Origin of the sequence: Streptomyces durmitorensis (assembly GCF_023498005.1) — a bacterium.
Lineage (GTDB): Bacteria > Actinomycetota > Actinomycetes > Streptomycetales > Streptomycetaceae > Streptomyces > Streptomyces durmitorensis.
In genome coordinates this window covers 9,016,239-9,033,073 of record NZ_CP097289.1, presented here as the reverse complement: position 1 = coordinate 9,033,073, position 16,835 = coordinate 9,016,239, and the positions used below count along the sequence as shown (strand labels likewise).

The 16,835-nt window shown below is 68.9% G+C and carries 15 protein-coding genes and 6 pseudogenes; 9 read left to right on the top strand and 12 right to left on the bottom strand.

The window, feature by feature from the left end; translation table 11 throughout:
* Positions 1 to 45 precede the first annotated feature (45 nt).
* Positions 46 to 660: a TetR/AcrR family transcriptional regulator gene (locus M4V62_RS39950; RefSeq protein ID WP_249592083.1), complete on the top strand. Its 615-nt coding sequence runs from the start codon at positions 46 to 48 to the stop codon at positions 658 to 660.
* An 8-nt stretch (positions 661 to 668) separates the two neighbouring features.
* Complete coding sequence (locus tag M4V62_RS39945; protein WP_249592082.1) at positions 669 to 1,979, top strand: NAD(P)/FAD-dependent oxidoreductase; 1,311 nt, start codon at positions 669 to 671, stop codon at positions 1,977 to 1,979.
* A gap of 267 nt (positions 1,980 to 2,246) precedes the next feature.
* Here M4V62_RS39945 and M4V62_RS39940 read toward each other — a convergent pair.
* Positions 2,247 to 2,516: pseudogene (locus M4V62_RS39940) on the bottom strand (transporter); the annotation flags it as partial.
* Between M4V62_RS39940 and M4V62_RS39935 the strand changes: the two are divergent.
* The 3 genes and pseudogenes from M4V62_RS39935 to M4V62_RS39925 all read left to right on the top strand — a co-directional run.
* Positions 2,500 to 2,904: a hypothetical protein gene (locus tag M4V62_RS39935; protein ID WP_249592081.1), complete on the top strand. Its 405-nt coding sequence runs from the start codon at positions 2,500 to 2,502 to the stop codon at positions 2,902 to 2,904. The pseudogene M4V62_RS39940 and the gene M4V62_RS39935 sit on opposite strands and share 17 nt — an antisense overlap.
* 265 nt (positions 2,905 to 3,169) lie before the next feature.
* Positions 3,170 to 3,367, top strand: coding sequence for an alpha/beta fold hydrolase (locus tag M4V62_RS39930; protein WP_249592080.1), 198 nt, complete (start codon positions 3,170 to 3,172; stop codon positions 3,365 to 3,367).
* A 148-nt stretch (positions 3,368 to 3,515) separates the two neighbouring features.
* Positions 3,516 to 3,674 (top strand): annotated as a pseudogene (locus M4V62_RS39925) (ABC transporter ATP-binding protein); the annotation flags it as partial.
* Between the two features lie 161 nt (positions 3,675 to 3,835).
* On the opposite strand, the gene M4V62_RS43655 reads toward M4V62_RS39925, so the two are convergent.
* On the bottom strand, positions 3,836 to 3,964 hold the full coding sequence (locus tag M4V62_RS43655) for a hypothetical protein (RefSeq protein WP_283779184.1): 129 nt from the start codon (positions 3,962 to 3,964) through the stop codon (positions 3,836 to 3,838).
* Positions 3,965 to 5,226: 1,262 nt separating this feature from the next.
* On the opposite strand from M4V62_RS43655, the pseudogene M4V62_RS39920 reads away from it, so the two are divergent.
* Positions 5,227 to 5,401 (top strand): annotated as a pseudogene (locus M4V62_RS39920) (NUDIX domain-containing protein); the annotation flags it as partial.
* Between the two features lie 674 nt (positions 5,402 to 6,075).
* On the opposite strand, the pseudogene M4V62_RS39915 reads toward M4V62_RS39920, so the two are convergent.
* Positions 6,076 to 6,487: pseudogene (locus M4V62_RS39915) on the bottom strand (ATP-binding protein).
* A gap of 823 nt (positions 6,488 to 7,310) precedes the next feature.
* Between M4V62_RS39915 and M4V62_RS39910 the strand changes: the two are divergent.
* Together M4V62_RS39910 and M4V62_RS44000 are read left to right on the top strand one after the other, a co-directional pair.
* Positions 7,311 to 7,649 (top strand): helix-turn-helix domain-containing protein, encoded by a 339-nt coding sequence (locus M4V62_RS39910; protein ID WP_249592079.1) that lies wholly within the window; start codon positions 7,311 to 7,313, stop codon positions 7,647 to 7,649.
* 345 nt (positions 7,650 to 7,994) lie between these two features.
* A complete protein-coding gene (locus M4V62_RS44000; protein WP_430626886.1) occupies positions 7,995 to 8,420 on the top strand; it encodes an FhaA domain-containing protein in 426 nt (141 codons plus the stop codon).
* Between the two features lie 411 nt (positions 8,421 to 8,831).
* On the opposite strand, the gene M4V62_RS39905 is transcribed toward M4V62_RS44000, so the two are convergent.
* The 4 genes and pseudogenes from M4V62_RS39905 to M4V62_RS39890 form a co-directional block, all read right to left on the bottom strand.
* On the bottom strand, positions 8,832 to 9,257 hold the full coding sequence (locus M4V62_RS39905; RefSeq protein ID WP_249592078.1) for a hypothetical protein: 426 nt from the start codon (positions 9,255 to 9,257) through the stop codon (positions 8,832 to 8,834).
* Positions 9,258 to 9,494: 237 nt separating this feature from the next.
* Complete coding sequence (locus M4V62_RS39900; protein ID WP_249592077.1) at positions 9,495 to 10,196, bottom strand: ANTAR domain-containing protein; 702 nt, start codon at positions 10,194 to 10,196, stop codon at positions 9,495 to 9,497.
* Positions 10,197 to 10,224: 28 nt separating this feature from the next.
* The gene (locus M4V62_RS39895) at positions 10,225 to 10,977 is read right to left on the bottom strand and encodes a GAF and ANTAR domain-containing protein (RefSeq protein ID WP_249592076.1); all 753 of its coding nucleotides are present in this window, start codon (positions 10,975 to 10,977) and stop codon (positions 10,225 to 10,227) included.
* Between the two features lie 624 nt (positions 10,978 to 11,601).
* A pseudogene (locus M4V62_RS39890) lies at positions 11,602 to 11,844 on the bottom strand (SDR family oxidoreductase); the annotation flags it as partial.
* A gap of 14 nt (positions 11,845 to 11,858) precedes the next feature.
* Between M4V62_RS39890 and M4V62_RS39885 the strand changes: the two are divergent.
* Positions 11,859 to 12,260 carry a substrate-binding domain-containing protein gene (locus M4V62_RS39885; RefSeq protein WP_249592075.1) on the top strand — a complete coding sequence of 134 codons (402 nt, stop codon included), beginning with the start codon at positions 11,859 to 11,861 and terminating at the stop codon, positions 12,258 to 12,260.
* A 42-nt stretch (positions 12,261 to 12,302) separates the two neighbouring features.
* Here the strand turns inward: M4V62_RS39885 and M4V62_RS39880 are convergent.
* The 5 genes and pseudogenes from M4V62_RS39880 to M4V62_RS39860 form a co-directional block, all read right to left on the bottom strand.
* A pseudogene (locus tag M4V62_RS39880) lies at positions 12,303 to 12,413 on the bottom strand (MBL fold metallo-hydrolase); the annotation flags it as partial.
* Positions 12,414 to 12,462: 49 nt separating this feature from the next.
* Complete coding sequence (locus M4V62_RS39875; RefSeq protein WP_249592074.1) at positions 12,463 to 13,548, bottom strand: S-(hydroxymethyl)mycothiol dehydrogenase; 1,086 nt, start codon at positions 13,546 to 13,548, stop codon at positions 12,463 to 12,465.
* 65 nt (positions 13,549 to 13,613) lie between these two features.
* The gene (locus M4V62_RS39870) at positions 13,614 to 14,831 is read right to left on the bottom strand and encodes a cytochrome P450 (RefSeq protein WP_249592073.1); all 1,218 of its coding nucleotides are present in this window, start codon (positions 14,829 to 14,831) and stop codon (positions 13,614 to 13,616) included.
* Between the two features lie 70 nt (positions 14,832 to 14,901).
* On the bottom strand, positions 14,902 to 15,885 hold the full coding sequence (locus tag M4V62_RS39865) for a PDR/VanB family oxidoreductase (RefSeq protein ID WP_249592072.1): 984 nt from the start codon (positions 15,883 to 15,885) through the stop codon (positions 14,902 to 14,904).
* Positions 15,886 to 16,043: 158 nt separating this feature from the next.
* A complete protein-coding gene (locus M4V62_RS39860; RefSeq protein ID WP_249592071.1) occupies positions 16,044 to 16,814 on the bottom strand; it encodes an IclR family transcriptional regulator in 771 nt (256 codons plus the stop codon).
* Positions 16,815 to 16,835 lie beyond the last annotated feature (21 nt).

Here is a 16,835-nt window from a genome sequence, read left to right as displayed (position 1 = left end):
TCCTCCACCGTTGCATCCGTCTTTTCCAATGGATAAACTGCGGGAGTGATCCTGTCAACCTCGCAACGCAACGGCAGCGCGCGTGAACGACTCCTGGCACGGCTTCTCGACGCCTTCGGCGAGGCCCTGCCCCCGCCGGAGATGTCACTCCGTGAGATCGCCGCCCGAATCGAGACCAGCCACGCCCTGCTGCGCTACCACTTCGGGTCGCTCCCGGGCGTCTTGGCCGCCATGCTCACGGCCCAGCGATCCCGTGACAACGAGGCACTACTGGAGGCCGCCAATGAGGGCACCTTCGACGATTTCGTCGCGGCGATCTGGCGTGCTTACACCCGGCCGGAGCAGCTGTCGCGTGTCCGCGGCTTCTTCTACGTCGTCGGCCTGGCCGCGTACGCCCCCGAGGACTTCCGTGAGTTCGTGGAGTCGATCGACGACCTGACCGTGATGCTGTCCTCACTCGCGGAACGCGAAGGGCTCGAGGCGAAGGAAGCGCGGGAGGTGGCCACCGTCACCACTGCCGCGATTCGCGGCCTCCTCCTGCAAGAACTCCTCACTCCCGGAACCCGCCCGGAGGACGCGGTGACCTTGATCTTGCGCATGAACGAGGGCCGACCCGCTCCACGATCACGTCCGGAACCTGGTCCGGCAAGAAGAAGGTGAGTTGGAACATGGCTGAGAGCACAGACGTAGTCGTCGTCGGGGCCGGGGTGATCGGATCCTCCATCGCTCTCGAACTCGCGAGGAGCGGCCTGCGAGTGGTCGTGGTCGACAAGTTCGGCGGCGCAGGCAACGGCTCCACCAGCGCATCGAGCGCCGTGGTCCGCTTCACCTATCCCACGATCGCGGGCGTCAACGCTGCGTGGGAGTCCCGTCACTGCTGGGAGGCGTGGCGCGACCATCTCCAGGCACCCGCCGGTGAACCCCTCGCAGCGTTCAACCGCTGCGGCGTCACCCTGCTGGACGTGGACTTCGCACCCTGCGGCATGTTCACGCGCCACTTCGACAAGGTCGGTGTCCCGTACGAGAAATGGGATGCACAAGAGCTGTCCGAGCGGCTGCCCGCCGTGGACACCGGCCGGTATTTCCCGCCCCGCCCCGTTGATGACGACCAGTTCTTCGCCGACGCTTCCGCTCGGCTCGGTGCTCTCCACACACCCGACGGAGGCTTTGTCGACGACCCGCAACTCGCCGCACGCAACCTTGCTGCGGCCGCTCAGCGGCACGGAGCCGCCTTCCGCTGGAAGACCGAGGTCACCGCGGTGATGCGGCGCGGGGGACGCGTGCGCGGGGTGCGCCTCCATGAGGGAACCGAACTGTCCGCCGGGGTGGTCGTCAACGCGGCCGGCCCATGGTCGGGACAGCTGAACCGGCTCGCCGAGGTGGGCGGCGACTTCACCGTCGGTCTGCGGCCGCTTCGCCAGGGGGTGCACCACGTAGCGGCCCCCGCGGGCTACCACGACGTCGGCGGCGACCGTCAGGCACCGGTGCTGGCTGACATGGACCTCGGCACATATATACGGCCCGAGGGCAGGGAGTTCCTGCTCGTCGGCGGCACGGAACCCGAGTGCGACCCGCTGGAATGGCTCGACGATCCGGACGACGGAAGCCCCCTTCCGACCGTGTCGCAGTTCAGGACGCAGGTGACGCGGGCGGCTCGCCGACTGCCCGGCCTGCGCGTTCCCAACAAGCCCCGGGGTGTGGCAGGCGTATACGACGTGACCGACGACTGGACCCCCGTATACGACCGAACCGAACTTGCCGGCTTCTACGTGGCCATCGGCACCAGCGGCAATCAGTTCAAGAACGCCCCGCTGGTGGGCCGCCTCATGACCACCCTGATTCATGGTGTCGAAGGCGGGCACGACCACGACCGCAGTGCGCTCACGCACACCTGCGAACACACTGGCCAGACCATCGACCTCGGTGCGTTCTCACGCCGACGCCGGCCGACCGCATCCACGGGCACAGTACTCGGCTGACGCCGGGCCGCTGGGGCCGGTCAGGCGGCAGATGCGCTCGCGGCCATCCGGCAGCACACCAGCCGCCTGACGGCGCGAGAAGGCACGCGCAGCTGAAGGAGCCCGCCGGCAAGGAGCACAGGACTCGTGCACGTCACCGGGTGACGTGCACGGCGAACGCCGCAGGTGCCGGTAGCTCCACCGCCACTCCCTGACCACCACGTCGAAAGGCAGCACCACGACACCAGCCCACAACTGCACACTCCGACCGCGCCGGCACTCGGCCTGCTAGGCCGAGGCCCAGCTGAGGCGGAACAGGTCCTGAGCACGCTCCAGGTCCCGCTCCGTACGCAACTGCAGCTCCAGGTCACCGATGCCGTGGTGCCCGAGCCCCGCCACATCCCGGGTGAAGCCCGCAGCAAGGTCGACCGCCTTCGGGTCCGCCTTGAGATGGACGAGCAGCTTGGTCTACTGAGGCGCGAGCACGCAGGCGAAGTTCCGCAGTCGCTGATAGGCCGCGTATTGCTTGCGCTGCACCCGGGTGACGCCTGCCCCGATCGAGCGAGCCGACACGCTGGTCTCCCTTCCGATCGATGTCACCTGGCTGAGCCGGGAGAACATTGGCCAGCTGATCGAGGTCTGTGCCGGGATCCGTCACCCGAAGGCGGTCATCCTCTTCCGCCAGTTCGATCCGCTGGGACAGAGGAAGGACATCCCGACCAACTCGCGCCGGCGGTTCACCGAGGTCGAGCACATGTCCTTGCTGCGCACAGACCTCGCAGCTCTCGACGTGAGGGCGCACGGCGCCCTCTGCGCGGGAATCGGCGTCCAGAGCTCACTCCGCCACGCGATACCGCCCGACGAGAAGGCCCGGATAGGCAAGCGCGGTGGCGGCCCCATGTACCCGCTGAGTAGCCGGCACTGGCCTGGGCGGTCTGAACTGTGATGGCGCCTGATCGTCGGCAAGGCCCCTCTGGGACACGCCCTGTGGCTCGGTGGCAGCGGACACCGTCCGGCAACGACAGTCGACAAGCCTGTGACTGGACACTTCGGTCAAAGATCCCGACGGCTCGCACCTGCGCGAGCTGTGGGACAGACGGCGCGGCTTCTACCAGCCCGGCGAGGAAGCGGCCCTGACCCGATACGTCATCGACGCGCTGACCGTCCTCGACCGGGTCGAGGAGGGCCACGAGTCACTGCGCCGCTACGCCATGGAACCCCGCCTGCCGCACATCACCGCGCGCACCCTCGCCGTCTGCGCACCGGACGACCACTTCTCGCTCCCCTCCCTGGCGAAGTTCGCGGCCGCGCTCGGCTGCGAGACCAGAGTGCTGTCCAGCGGTCATGTGGCGGCGCCGGAACAGGTGCCCGAGGAGTTCGCGCGTACGGTCCTCGCCTGGGTGGGGTAATCCCCTCGACCCACGGTCATTCGATGCCGATGCCGGCCCTGAGCACAACTGGGACCAATCAACGGTCCCGAATCGGGCATAGGTGTTGGCATCGGACTGACTGGACGCCTTGAGACGGCTTTCCTACCTGTGCCATGTCGTACCTCGGGGCCAGTGGCAGCGCCTGGCATGCTCCCGCGCGATCTACAGGCGCCCTGAGCTGCTCATCCTGGATGAGCCGACTTCGCAGATGGACGCCATCACGATGGTGGTCACGCACCAGTTGGAGAACACCCGCCTCGCCGACCGCATCCTCGTCATAGACAGGGCCGTCCAGTACGGGCAAATGCAGGTGGACCGCGGATACCTGCCGCCTGTCCCTGAACACATGAAGTGGTGGGAAGGCGTTGGACCAGGAGCCGAAGCCCTCGGGCCGCTCAACGGAAGGCGGATACTCGCGGTCGGATCAGGACCTGGGCACCAGGCCGTTCACCTGGCACGCGACCACGGGCCCTCGTCGACGCCGTTGAGCTGTCGCCCGCCCAGCATCAACGAGCAGTCCAGCAGTTCACTGGCGTGCCCGGCGTCCGATTCTGGAACGCCGATGTGGTCGAGCATCTTCGCACCGTCGCGCCGTACGACGCTGCGTAAGCGATCGGAACTCTCGCGTGCAACGATCCCCAATACCTCCTGCTGGCGCTCAGGGGACGGACTTGGTGACGGCGCGCGACTGGCGTTCTCGGCCTTGGTCGCGCCTCGGCAGGAGGCGATCCGGATTCGCGGGCAGGAACCGATCCCTGTGGAGATGTGGGTACTGCCCCCCCAACTCTGGGAGGACGTGCTGTGCGCGACCAGCCCTCGCTCACCCGGCGGTCAGGATGCCTGCTTCAAGGCATTGGCGTACTGCTCATCGGTAACGGGCTCCAGCCGAGTGTGGTGCCGTCGGCGTCGCCTACGACCATGGCGATGTGCGCCATGAGCGTGGTGTCGGTGCCGCCAGTGCTTCTCACCGGCTGGGCACTTGACGATCTGTCCGGCGTTGATACGCGTGACGCTGGTGATGTAAAGGGCCTGGAGCGTTGACGTGACTCTGCCAATTTTGGTGCGGGCGCCAGGGGTGAAGCGGGCCAGGGCGGTGGCGAGACGAACGGGTTTGGTAGGGGTCTCGTCGGCCTGGCCTGGACAACGCCCGGTTGGCTGCTCCCAAGTGGTAAAGATTCTTTGGTTCCGCTCAAGCCTCGCGTACTGCCTCACCGCTGAAGGTGGCTCTGGTGCGAGAGGTGGACGTGAACCGTTTCTCCGCCGTGCGGGGTTCGTTTTCCCGGGCATGGGACAGGGCGAGAAGGGTGACGGCGCCTTGGTCCCTGCTGTTCCGGCCGCACTGCTGGATGCGTACTGGCTAATGGTCGACTCTCCTGCTCGGTTGCGTTGTGAGCGGTGTCGGCCGGAACAGGAAAAGGGCAGCCCAGCATGTGCTCTGCGGCGCTTCTGCAGCAGCGAAGAGGTCGACCATCGGCGCCACCAAGGGGCTGTGTCGCGCAAGTGGTGGATGGCGCGGGCCGCAACGCTGGCCTTCGCTTCGGGCTCCGTCGTCGTCGCGGTGTGGGCGACGGCCGTGGCCGGAGGCTGAGCTCCCTCCGCCTCGGGCGCAGGTCGCGGGCGCCTTGCGGGACGGCTTCCCCCTCGGTGCATCCCGCAAGGCGCCCCCCTCCCGAACGAGCGCGGGGACGCGGTAATGCTCCGCGGCAGCGACCAGGAAGGGCTCAGTATGGTCACTGTCTGGCCACCTGCCCAGGGCCAGGCAGAACATCACGCTCCGCTTGCGCCGGTTTCGGGTGGGAGGCCAAGGGGACCTGTTCAGCCAGCTGAGGGCAGGCCCGGTTTTCGTCACCCACGAATGGACAGGCGAACCCGAGAACCGCGAACTCGCAAGCACGCCCAAGCCCCCTGGTCGACGCCGCCGCCATCCCGGAAGAGTTCGTGGACACCACCGCCAGCGCGCTGCACGGATATCTCATGACTGGGCCGCAAGTGGCCCTGGACGGAGGGCAATAGAGGCCACGCGTCCCTGACGGGCAATGATGGCTGATGGCGCGAAGATTCGCGTTTCAGGAGTTACTGACAGAGTCCGGGCACGGCGCCGTGCCCGGACTCTGCGAGTAAGTGGGATGAAGCCTGCCCGCGGGTGGTGGACGTCGCGGCTTCGATATCGCCTGGGTGGCGCGGTCGCCGCTTCGTCCCGCCGCGCGGCCATCCGGCGCCCGGTGGCGGCCCTCCGGGCCGCGCGGCGACCGGGGCCCGCTTCCGGATACCTGGCTAACGTTCTACTCTCAGACCAGGTGACGTTGGGCTCTGGCCCACACCGCAGGCTCCCTGCCCCCGAGCCGTGACCGACTGACGAGGCCGGGCTGGAGCCGCATCGCCGACAACGCGACTCCAGCCTCCCGCCCTCTCGGTGTGCCAGCGGGGCAGCTCCCGCAGCTCGCCACCGCCGCCTGGAGGGCACCTGGCGCGAGGACCGATCGAGGGGGAGCCTCGGTCCCTCGCGCTCCCGGCCGCCGCCGCGCTGCGCGGCGGCGGCCGGACACCGCAATCGTCCCATCGCAGGCGCTAGATGTCTGCAAATCGGCTCATTTCCCCGCCCGGCCCCTCTCTGTGACGCCGTCAACCCTGAGCGCCTCTACGCGGTACGTCGGCTTCGGTGGCCTATTGGCGCCGACCCGTTGGCACTATCGGGCCAGGAGGGCGCTGACGGTCTTGCCGCCGGGCATCGGGCGGGGCCACCGAGGTGGTGTGGGCGAGGTCGTTGACCATGGGCCAGCCGAAGCCTCCGGTGTCGCCGTCCAGGTCGGGGGTGCGCAGGCGTGGCGCGTGCGGGCTGCGGTCACGTACGGCCACCTCGATGGCGTCCGGGTGTGTGGTCAGGTTCAGGGTGCAGGTGCCGTCGCCGTGGCGCAGCGCGTTGGTGACGAGTTGCGAGACGACCAGGATCACGGTGTCAGCGGCCTCGGCCGCCGTCGCCGGTACGAGCCTCCCGAGGGAATCCCGGGCGCTCTCGCGTGTGTCGGCGACGGATGTCGTGCAGCGGACGGGTGCGACGTTGACGCTCCGGTGCTTGTGCCCCGGCCTGTGGCCCGTTATTCCGGCGGTGACGGTCTTCGCGTCTGCCCCCGTCGGCGTCGAGGTCGATTACCTCACTGTCGAACACGCGGAAATCTGTGTCGGCGGGAGTAGACATTGGGTGGTGGTGTGGTTATGGTTTCTCTCGTAGCCAGAAAGACAGCAGGGCCCGGCAGGGATGAACTGCCGGGCAGTAGTACCCGCTGGTGCAGTACGCAGGACGGTGCGGTGGTGGAGTTCCGAAGCCAGAGCGGTTGCAGGACGGTGACGGGGCTGACGACCGGACCGGGTGGCCCGCAGTGATCAGGGGCCGCCGTGAGCAGGACCGCAGTACAAGCAAGTGCAGTACAAGCAAGTGCAGTTCGCAGTACCCAGCAGTGCAGGCAAGTGAGCAGCACCTCGGTGAAGGCGTCGGCTGCGGGCGCGCGCGCCGGGAGGTTCGGCAGTGGGGTTCTAAGCCAGAGCAGATGCAGGAGAGGCGACGGGGCTGGCTGCCGAAGAGTGGCGCTGTCGCAGGCCACCAGTAGTTCGCAGTGAAGAAGTAGGTGCAGTACCCGCAGTACAGAAGTGAGTAGTCGTTCAAGAGGGAAGAACGGAGGAGCCTCGCGCCATCAGGATCGCCCGGGCGGAACTGCAGAGCCCGGGTACCGCAGGACATCGACAGTGAGGTGGTCTCCGGTCAAGCAACCGCGATCCCCGCAACGCCGACAACTTCCAGGTCGGGCCAGCGGAAACAGAAAGCCGGCGCAGCACTAGGGCCGGCAGATGGTGTAGCAGTTTCCTTCGGGGCCCGGGTGCCAGTACGGCACCCGGGCCCCTCCGCGCGTTCCACGAAGAGGTGCAGATGACAGCAGACGACACGTTTGGCCGTCTCGATGACGACGACTACCCCGCCTATACGATGGGCCGGGCCGCCGAGATACTCGGCACCACACAAGGCTTCCTCCGCGCCATCGGCGAAGCCCGCCTGATCACCCCACTGCGCTCCGCGGGCGGCCACCGCCGCTACTCCCGCTACCAACTTCGCATCGCCGCCCGCGCCCGACAACTCGTCGACCAGGGCACCCCCATCGAGGCCGCCTGCCGCATCGTCATCCTCGAAGACCAACTCGAAGAAGCCCAACGCATCAACGCCGAACACCGCCACGCCACCGAATCAGTGCACCCGCTGACCGCGCCCTGACGCAGCAGAGACCTGCAACCAAGGGGCAACCGGGAAGGCTATATGCCGTCGAACCCGACGTGACCACGACGGTGCGGCTCACGCCCGTCATCGGCACGCAGCGTTCCCACCCAGCAGCGGCGGATGCTCCGCGTCCCGCCGCCGAGACTGGGCGGGGAGGGCGGCGTTCGTTCCTTCAGGAGGCACTTGCACCCTGGGCGGCGCCTCGGACTCGCCGAACGGCGAAAGGAGCGGGCGCACAGTGTTGTTGCGCAAGGCTTGATGTTGTCGCAACCCGTGCCCTCCCCCGTCAGACGCACGGTGGGCGAATACCTCCCGAACGAGTGCCGTTTATAGGACACCCTCATGGATGAGTGTCCGGCTGGGGCGGGTGGGCAGGCGGGCCTGATGAGACTTCTTCTCGCTCTTGAGCGCGCGATGGAACGGTGGATGGCCTCCCTGTGGGGCAGCGTTCGGCCACCCCGGCGGCAACGGGGAGCGGTGGTGTCCATACTTTGCCGGGAATGCGACGAGCGGGCCCTCATCCTGGAGCGGGGCCGCACAGTGGCCCCCAACACCTTCACCGTGGAGTTGCCGCGCCAAAGCCACGTGCAACTCGCGTCGGCAAGGGTCGAACTGGGCAACTACCTGGCCCACGAAGTGCACCGGCACGCTGCCGAACAGGGATACACCTTCGCCGGGCCCGTCGCAGTGAGCCTCTGCCTGACAACGGAAACGACCGTCGGGCGGTTCCGTGTGCAAAGCAGGATCTCCCCCGCGACACGGACCTGACAGGACCAGCCACACCGAACGCCTAGTTGCTGCAAATGTCCTTCCCAGCAGTTACGGGAGTCGGGCGGCCGCGCGAGCTCGCGAACATTTTCCCAACTCGCGCGGCGGTACGAGGGCTTGCCGGCTTGCCCCTCGTACCGCCGTTCAGCGGGAATCTACTGCTACTTCAAGCGATCCGTCCCGATGTGGTGTCGACGGAGAGGAAAGCCATTCAGCAGGGTGCGCGGGCCGATGAAGACGATGGAATCGGGTTCACCCGAAGTCCACACCGCGTCACAAGCCGGGCAGAGGAACTTGTTGGAAAGCCCGTGGGTGTGGCACCCGCACACCGGACACGGCTCGGTGTCGTAGTACATTTCCGTGATCTCGCCCCCTTCTCGTCCGCGACTCCCCTGTGAGGTCGCCGCTCTCCTACGCTTCGATGTCCGGCGAAGGCTGGCCCTCTTCGGCTTCGCTGGGCCCTTCGGCGCGGGCGATGTCGTTTCGCCAAGTGATGGCCCGGACGACCTGGCCAAACGTCAGACCAGTACGCTCTGACAGCTCCTCAGGGGTGATGCGGCCAGCCCTGTAACGCAGGGCGCGTGCGATCTGAGCGGCCCAGAGTTCCTCTTCGTTGAACGTGCGGCGCTGGTAGACCTCTTCGAGCACGGCGAGGTGCTCAGGCGAGCAGGCCACGACCAAGCGTTGCCCGTCTCGTGTGGGCGTGTGGTCGTCGACAGCGGAGGAGTCGGCGACCAGAGCGAGCACCCCACTTTGCCCGGCAAGGGCGAACCCGCACAGGTCACACAGATCACGTGAAGGCCGCCCATTCTCTGCTTCCTCAGTGTGTGCATCCATCCGCCTCGTCTACCCGACGTCGGCAGGTTATTGCCCGCAATGTCACCGTGGTGGGGCCCCGATCGTGCAGCCCCCTCAGTCCATCTCCCCGGCCGGACCGAACGTGACACCGCCCGGCAGTACGAGGCCGGTAATGGGTGCCCCCTCAGAGCAACCATGGCTGCCACAGCCCCCGTTGGGCACGCTCGCCCTTCCGGGCGGGTGGCGTCGCGGGGTGTTGCTGGTGCCCTGTCGCCGTCAGGGCCTGTCGTTTTCCAGGAGGAGTTGGTGGTGCAGCACGGCGCGGGCGGTGGCGAGCAGGGGGAGGTCGTGGGTGAAGGCGTGGGAGCGGAGCCGGATGAGGGCCTGGGCCGGTGGGATTTCGAGTTGGGTGGCCAGGTATCCGGTGGCCTGGTGGACCTCGGCGAAGTACAGGTCGCCGTTTTGGATGTCGAGGAGGCCGGTGGTGTCGGGCCGGGCGGCCAGGTTGATGACGAGGCCGGCCAGGGCGTTGGCCAAAGCGAGGGAGTCGGCGAGCTGAGCGTCGGCCAGCGGGCCGGGGGTAGTGCGGTGGCCGGTGAGCACGCCCAGCGTGATGACCCCGATCCGCAGAGGCAGAGCGAAGACTGCGGCGATGCCCAGGTCGGTCAGCGGGCCGGGCAGTCCGGGCCAACGATCGCTCGCCATGGCCGCGACGTCAGCGATCAGCACCATCGCGGATTGCTTGGCCGCCTCCGGGGTGGGGCCCTGCCCCTGGACCCGTTGGAGGTCTTCCAGCGCGGCGCTCAGCAGGCCGCTGTGTTGCAGGAGTTCGGCGTCATGGCCACCGGGAGCCAGGGTCAAGGCCAGCCCGTCAAGGCCCAGGAGCCGTGTGCAGGCGGTCAGCGGCAGCAGCGGCATGCCCGCCCCGCGATAGGAGGTGAGGGCGCACAGATGCGCGGCCATCGGACGATCCGGCACGGCGCACCGCCTTTCCCAGGCTGCCAGGTCAGGTGCTGGCACTGGTGCCGGGATCCAGTAACGTCCGCTCGGCGCTGCCATCCAGTACCTGCAGCGCCACGGCGGTGAGCGGGGCCCGCCGGTTGCGGGCGTAGCGACGCATCAGGTGGAACGCTTCCTCGACGTCGATCCGGCGGCGGTTGGCCAGCGCACCCTTCGCCTGCTCGATGATGACCCGGCTGTCCAGCGCCTGCTGCAGTTGGGCGATGACGCTCAGGTGTTCGTGTGCCGCCCATTGGTGGAGGATGCCGATCGTGGCGGTGTCCGCCAGCGCCTGCCCAAGCCGCAGCCCGGCGGGCGCCAGCGGGTGCATCTGGTCTCTGAACAGGTTCAGGGCGCCGATGACCTGACCGCGCAACTGCAGCGGGGCGGCCACCACCGAGGTGAACCCCGCCTGCCGTGCCCGCGGCGCGAACCGCGGCCACCGCACCTGCGCCAGGGCATTGTCCAGACGCTCCTCGGCCACGGCAGTCCCGCTGCGATAGCAGTCATGACACGGGCCTTCGTCCCACTCCACGCCGGCCAGCTCAAGGCGGCGGGCGTTCTCATCGGAGGCCGCCACGTCCACCACCGGGCCGTGCGGCAAGGCCAGCACCACCCCGGCCGCACGTACGTCCAGCAGGTCCACACAGTGCTCGGTCAACTGGTGCAGGAACGCGATGACGTCGAAGTCCTTGACCAGTGTGTCGGCGAGCTCCACGAACGCCGCGGCCAATCGCTCCTCACGCGACAGATCCGACATGGCGCGCTCAGCGCCCCTTCCCTTGTTCTGTGCGCTACAGAAGGGACGAGGCGATGACCTGCGGCGTACGGCGGTCTCCCGCCCACGACAGCCCGTCGAACGGAACCGTTCCGGCAGCACGATGGTGGCCCAGCCGCAGAGGACCGGGAAAGCATCCGCTGGCGGGTATCGCACCTTTCAGGAGCCACCGACTACCGGCATCAGACCGACGCACAACCTGCTGGGGACGTCACGGATCCCCTCCACCATACTGCGAATCGCCAGCGCAAACCGGACACTCCCTCTCCCGATCACCAGAAGGAAACTCAGGCCCTTCTCTGGCAGCGGCATATCGCTTGAGTTGGCTCTCCAGCAATTCGACTTGCCTTACGCAGCGCCTGAGTTGGCCCGCGAAGGAGGTTGACCAGGCAACGCAGGCTCGTGGACAGCTCCCGCGATCTCGAGACACCCCGCAAGACGGCCAGGGCTACTTCCCTAGGATCTCGGGGGATCAGCCCTCGCTGTTGGTTCTGACGTCGAGTCAGGAATTTGCCGGTCACAAGGCACTTCTATGCCTCCGGCCAAGGTCACCCGACCCCGCCCTTTAGATGTAGGTGTCACCGAAGTCGGCAGACAGGGCGATGCCGGTGACGTAGCTGGCGCGCCGTCGGCCATGGGGGTGCTGATGGTGCCGGGGCATACGGCGTTGCTGCGGACGCCGCGGGAGCCGCATTCGAGTGCGGCGCTCTTGGTCAGACCGATCACGCCGTGCTTGGAGGCGTGGTGGGCGGCGCGGCCGGGGTTGCCGACGAGGCCGCCGAGGGACGAGCAGTTGACGACGGAGCCGCTTCCCTGGGTGCGCATGTGGCGCAGTTCGTGCTTCATAGCGGTACACGGAGGCGATGCGGCGGCACGGCCTCGAACAGCGCCTGCACGTCCACCACGCCGCCTACTCCGACGAGGGCGGCTTCAAAGCCGGTCTCACCCTGCTGACGGCCGAGCGACCTCCGACCGCCATCATGTCCGGCGCCGACGTGGCAGCGCTCGGCATCTACCGCGCCGCGCACGAACTCGGGCCCCGCATCCCCGAGGACGTGTCCCTCGTCGGCTACAACAACACGGCCCTGGCGGCCCTCGCGCCGGTGCAGTTGTCCAGCGTCGACCAGGCCGGGCAGGAGATGGGAGCCGCCGCGGCGCGGATGCTGATCGAGCGGGTGGAGGGCCGCCGGGACCGTGCGATGCGCTCCACCATGACCCCGCGCCTGGTCCTGCGCGCCAGCACCGCCGCGCCGCGGGGGCGGTAGCCCGTGTCTCGGCCGACCGGTACGGGGACTCAGCGGCCGACGCCCTCGTGCGATCCAGTCCTCCAGGTGAGGCGCTTCGGCACCGATGGTGGTGTCCTCGCCGTGCCCGGTGCGCACGATGGTCGTGGCGGGCAGCACCAGGTGCCGCCGTCGAGGGTGAAGACTCCGGACGTGACGACGCGTTCAATGCCTACGCAGGCCATCAGAGGATGACCACCGAGCGCAGAACGTCGCCCTTGTGCATGCGGGCGAAGGCGTCCTCGACCTCGTCCAGGGCGATGGTCTCGGAGACGAAGGCGTCCAGGTCCAGGCGGCCCTGGAGATGGAGGTCGATGAGCATGGGGAAGTCGCGGGAGGGCAGGCAGTCCCCGTACCAGGAGGACTTGAGGGATCCGCCGCGGCCGAAGACGTCCAGGAGCGGCAGTTCGAGCGTCATCTCAGGCGTGGGCACGCCGACGAGGACGACGGTGCCGGCCAGGTCGCGGGCATAGAAGGCTTGTTCATACGTCTCCGGGCGGCCGACGGCCTCGATGACGACGTCGGCACCGAAACCGCCGGTCAGTTCGCGGATCGCCTCCACCGGCTCGCTCGTACGGGAGTTGACGGTGTGGGTCGCGCCCAGCTCTCGGGCGGTGCGCAGTTTGCGGTCGTCGATGTCGACGGCGATGATCCGCGCCGCGCCTGCCAGGCGTGCGCCCACCACGGCGGCGTCGCCGACCCCGCCGCAGCCGATGACGGCCACGGAGTCGCCGCGCCCCACTCCCCCGGTGTTGATGGCGGCACCGATGCCCGCCATCACACCGCAGCCGAGCAGGCCGGCCACGGACGGGGACGCGGCGGCGTCGACCTTCGTGCACTGTCCGGCAGCCACGAGGGTCTTCTCGGCGAAGGCGCCGATACCGAGGGCGGGGCTGAGCTCGGTGCCGTCTGCCAGAGTCATCCTCTGCCGCGCGTTGTGGGTGTCGAAGCAGTACTGCGGGCGTCCGCGTCGACAGGCACGGCAACGGCCGCACACCGCACGCCAGTTGAGGATCACGAAGTCACCGGGGGCCACATCGGTCACGTCGGGGCCGACCTGTTCGACGATCCCGGCCGCCTCGTGGCCGAGGAGGAAGGGGAAGTCGTCGTTGATACCGCCCTCGCGGTAGTGCAGGTCGGTGTGGCACACGCCGCACGACTGGACCTTCACCACGGCCTCACCCGATCCCGGGTCCGGCACCGTGATGGTCTCGACGCGTACGGGTTCGCCTTTGGCGCGGGCGACGACTCCCTGTACGTACTGGGGCATGGAGGATGGTCCTTTCAAAGGGGAGGTCAGAGGGGAGGTCAGAGGGGAGGTGTGGGGCTCGGCGGTCAGTTCGCCCGGCGGGCGCGTACCGGCAGGGAAGCCCAGGACCGCAGGGTGTTGTTGAGGTGCCGCCGTGGCGGTCCCGCGAGTTCCAGGTGCTCGACGCGGCGGGCCAGGGCGGTCAGCAGACACTCCGCTTCGAGGCGGGCGACGTGTTGGCCGACGCACTGGTGGAGGCCCATGCCGAAGCCGACGTGGCCCGAGGGGTCGCGGGTGAGGTCGAAGCGGTCGGGGTCGGTCCAGCGGGCGGGGTCGCGGTTGGCGGCGCCGAGGAACATGAGGATCTTCCCGCCCTCGGGGATGCGGGTCCCGGCGATCTCGACGTCGGTGGTGGCGGTCCGGAAGAAGGTCTGCACCGGCGACTGCCACCGCACCGCCTCGTCGAACGAGATCCGCGCCAACTCGGGCCGTTCGCGCAGCCGTTGCCATTCCTCGGGATGCGTGGCGAAGGCGTAGAGGGCGGCGGCCAGGCCGTGCACAGTGGTGTCGACGCCCGCCGTGAGCAGGGAGCGCACCACCAGTGGCGCCTGCGCCGGAGTGAGGTCGCCGCGGTCGGCGGCGGCCCAGATACGGGCGCCGAAACCGTCCTCGCTCAACGCCTCCCGGGCGCACTGGTCGTTCACCCAGGCAGACAGCCCGGCCGTCCGGTGCGCGTCGGCCAGGACGAGGTCGTTGCGCGGTCCGAAGGCGTTGAAGGCCATGTTGCCGTAGGGCAGCAGGTTCTCCCTGCCGTCCGGTCCCAGGCCGACGGCGTCGGGGAAGACCCGCAGCGGGAAGGCCGTCGCCAGCGCTTCGAAGGCGTCGAACTCCGTTCTCTGTGTGGCCAGTACGGACTCGACGAGTTCCTCGGCGACCGCCTGCCATGACTCGCGCAGTCGGCGCAGGGCGAGCGGTGCGAGGATCTCGCTCAGCACGCGGCGCGGGGCGTCGTGGTGGGGCGGGTCGGCCTCCAGGAGGAGGCTCGGCGGTCGCCACGGCTTCTCGTGGCGGAAGTTGGCCAGGCCCACCCCGGCCCCGGACTGGAAGGTTTGCCAGTCGACGAGCGCCGTGTGCACCTCCTGGTGGCGGGCCAGGGCGTGCACGTCGTAGCGGGTCAGGCGGACCACGGGTCCTGCGGCGCGCAACTGCCCGTGCAGGGGGCCGGGTTCGGCGAGATGCCCGGCGGCGAACGGGTCGACGTCACTGGTCGGCGTCGCGGCGGGGACGGATGCTGGTGCGGACATGGCGGCTCCACGGAGTGCGGCTCGGAGGAACTCGGGGTGGTGAACGGCGGCTCGGCCGTGCGCAGGATGTTCAGAGGTCCAGGACGAGGCGGTCGGAGCGCGAGCGCGAGACGCAGGGCAACAGGCAGTCGCCCGCGGCGCGTTCATGGTCTGCCAGGACGGCGTCCCGATGATCGGGGGTTCCCGCGAGGACCGGGACCAGGCAGGTGCCGCAGGTCCCCTGCTCGCAGGAGGACAGCACCTCGGCTCCGGCCCCGCGCACGGCGTGCAGCACGGAGACGTCCGGGGTGACGGTGACGGTACGGCCGCTGCGGCGCAGTTCCACGTCGAAGGCGGTCTGCCGTACGGGCTCGGACGGGGCGGCGGCGGTGAAGCGTTCGGAGCGCAGGCTGCACGGCGGCCAGGCGGCGCACGCCTCCTCGACAGCGGCCAGGAGCGGGGCAGGGCCGCAGCAGTACACCTTGGTGCCGGGCTCCGGCCGCTTCAGCCACGTGTCCAGGTCGAGCAGCCCGCACTCGTCCTGAGGGCGCAGGTGCACGCGGTCGCCGTAGGTGCCGGTGAGGTGTTCACGGAACGCCATCGAGGCCCGCGTCCGACCCCCGTACAGCAACTGCCAGTCGGAGCCCATGAGTTCGGCCTGGTGGATCATCGGCAGGAGCGGAGTGATGCCGATGCCGCCCGCGACGAAGAGGTACCGGTCGGCCGGGGCCAGCGGGAAGTGGTTGTGCGGGCCGCCGACACCGACCGGGTCGCCTACCGCCAACTGGTCGTGCACGTAAGCCGATCCGCCGCGCCCGGCGGACTCTCGCAGCACCGCGACGCGATAGCGGTACGGGTCCCAGCGATCGCCGCACAGCGAGTACTGGCGGGCCGTGCCGTCCGGCAGGACCAGGTCGATGTGGGCGCCGGGCGTCCAGTCCGGCAGCCGGGCACCGTCCGGGCGGTCGAGAGTGAGGGCCACGACGCCGTCGGCGACGGTTTCCTTGGCGCGGACCCGCAGCGTCAGGGTCGGGTCGGGCAGGGGAATCGCAGGCAGCAGTTTGTGTGCGACCACGTTGTCGCCTCCCGTCTGTGGATTGCGGGAAGGATGCGCGTGGCCGCGGTCGCGCCGCGACGGCCTTCTCACTCAGTGAGAGACGAATGTCGTGCCGCCGTCTCATCGCTGTCGGCCGTCACATCGCTGTCGGCCGTCACATCACTGTCGTACGACTGTCATCCAGCGGCCGTCCCGCGCGCGGCGGAGGTCTCGACTACGCGGGACACGCCCCGGGCCGCCGTCCGCACGACGGGCACGATCGCTTGCGCACTCCGGTCGTTGGGGACGATGACGGACAGCGCCGCCACAACGGTGCCGTCGGCGCCGCGCACCGGGGCGGCGATCCCGAGGGCGTCGTCGTGCACGTATCCCGGGCAGTACGCGTACCCCTGTCGGCGCACCTCGGCCAGAAGTGCCCGCAGCCGCGCGGGGGTGGCCGGAGTGGCCGGGGTGTAGGCGGTCAACTCCCCTGCAAGGACGCGCTCCTTCAGCGTGGCCGGGCCATGGGCCAGCAGCACCAGGCCGCTGGAGGAGGCGTGCAGCGGCAGTCGGCCTGCGATACGGGTGTAGTTGATCACCGCGTTCGGGGCGGAGAGCCGCTCAAGGAACAGCACCTCCTCGCCTTCCAGGACGGCGAGTTGGACGTGGTGGCCCACGACGTCGTGCACGCCCTCCATGAACGGCATCGCGGCGTCGCGCAGGGAAAGGGCCGGCGAGGCCCGTACGACGAGTTCCCACAGCCGGACCCCGATGCGTACGCGCCGGTCCTCGTCCCGGCTCAGGAACCCGTGCGCGGTCAGCTCCCCCACCAGGCGGGAGGCCGTGGCCACGTGCAGACCGGTGCGGCGGGCGATCTCGGAGACGGTCAGCGCGGGCTCGTCCGAGCTGAACGCCTCCAGGATGCGCGCGGCACGGGAGAGGACCGACTCGTGATGCGGTGGCTTCATCGCGTGACTCCCACGAACACT

Excerpts from the sequence above, each read along its gene's own strand:
- M4V62_RS39945 (WP_249592082.1), top strand. The coding sequence starts at position 669 with ATGGCTGAGAGCACAGACGTAGTCGTCGTCGGGGCCGGGGTGATCGGA.
- M4V62_RS39930 (WP_249592080.1), top strand. The coding sequence starts at position 3,170 with ATGGAACCCCGCCTGCCGCACATCACCGCGCGCACCCTCGCCGTCTGC.
- M4V62_RS43655 (WP_283779184.1), bottom strand. The coding sequence starts at position 3,964 with ATGCTCGACCACATCGGCGTTCCAGAATCGGACGCCGGGCACGCCAGT.
- M4V62_RS39910 (WP_249592079.1), top strand. The coding sequence starts at position 7,311 with ATGACAGCAGACGACACGTTTGGCCGTCTCGATGACGACGACTACCCC.
- M4V62_RS44000 (WP_430626886.1), top strand. The coding sequence starts at position 7,995 with ATGGATGAGTGTCCGGCTGGGGCGGGTGGGCAGGCGGGCCTGATGAGA.
- M4V62_RS39905 (WP_249592078.1), bottom strand. The coding sequence starts at position 9,257 with ATGGATGCACACACTGAGGAAGCAGAGAATGGGCGGCCTTCACGTGAT.
- M4V62_RS39895 (WP_249592076.1), bottom strand. The coding sequence starts at position 10,977 with ATGTCGGATCTGTCGCGTGAGGAGCGATTGGCCGCGGCGTTCGTGGAG.
- M4V62_RS39885 (WP_249592075.1), top strand. The coding sequence starts at position 11,859 with ATGCGGCGGCACGGCCTCGAACAGCGCCTGCACGTCCACCACGCCGCC.
- M4V62_RS39875 (WP_249592074.1), bottom strand. The coding sequence starts at position 13,548 with ATGCCCCAGTACGTACAGGGAGTCGTCGCCCGCGCCAAAGGCGAACCC.
- M4V62_RS39870 (WP_249592073.1), bottom strand. The coding sequence starts at position 14,831 with ATGTCCGCACCAGCATCCGTCCCCGCCGCGACGCCGACCAGTGACGTC.
- M4V62_RS39860 (WP_249592071.1), bottom strand. The coding sequence starts at position 16,814 with ATGAAGCCACCGCATCACGAGTCGGTCCTCTCCCGTGCCGCGCGCATC.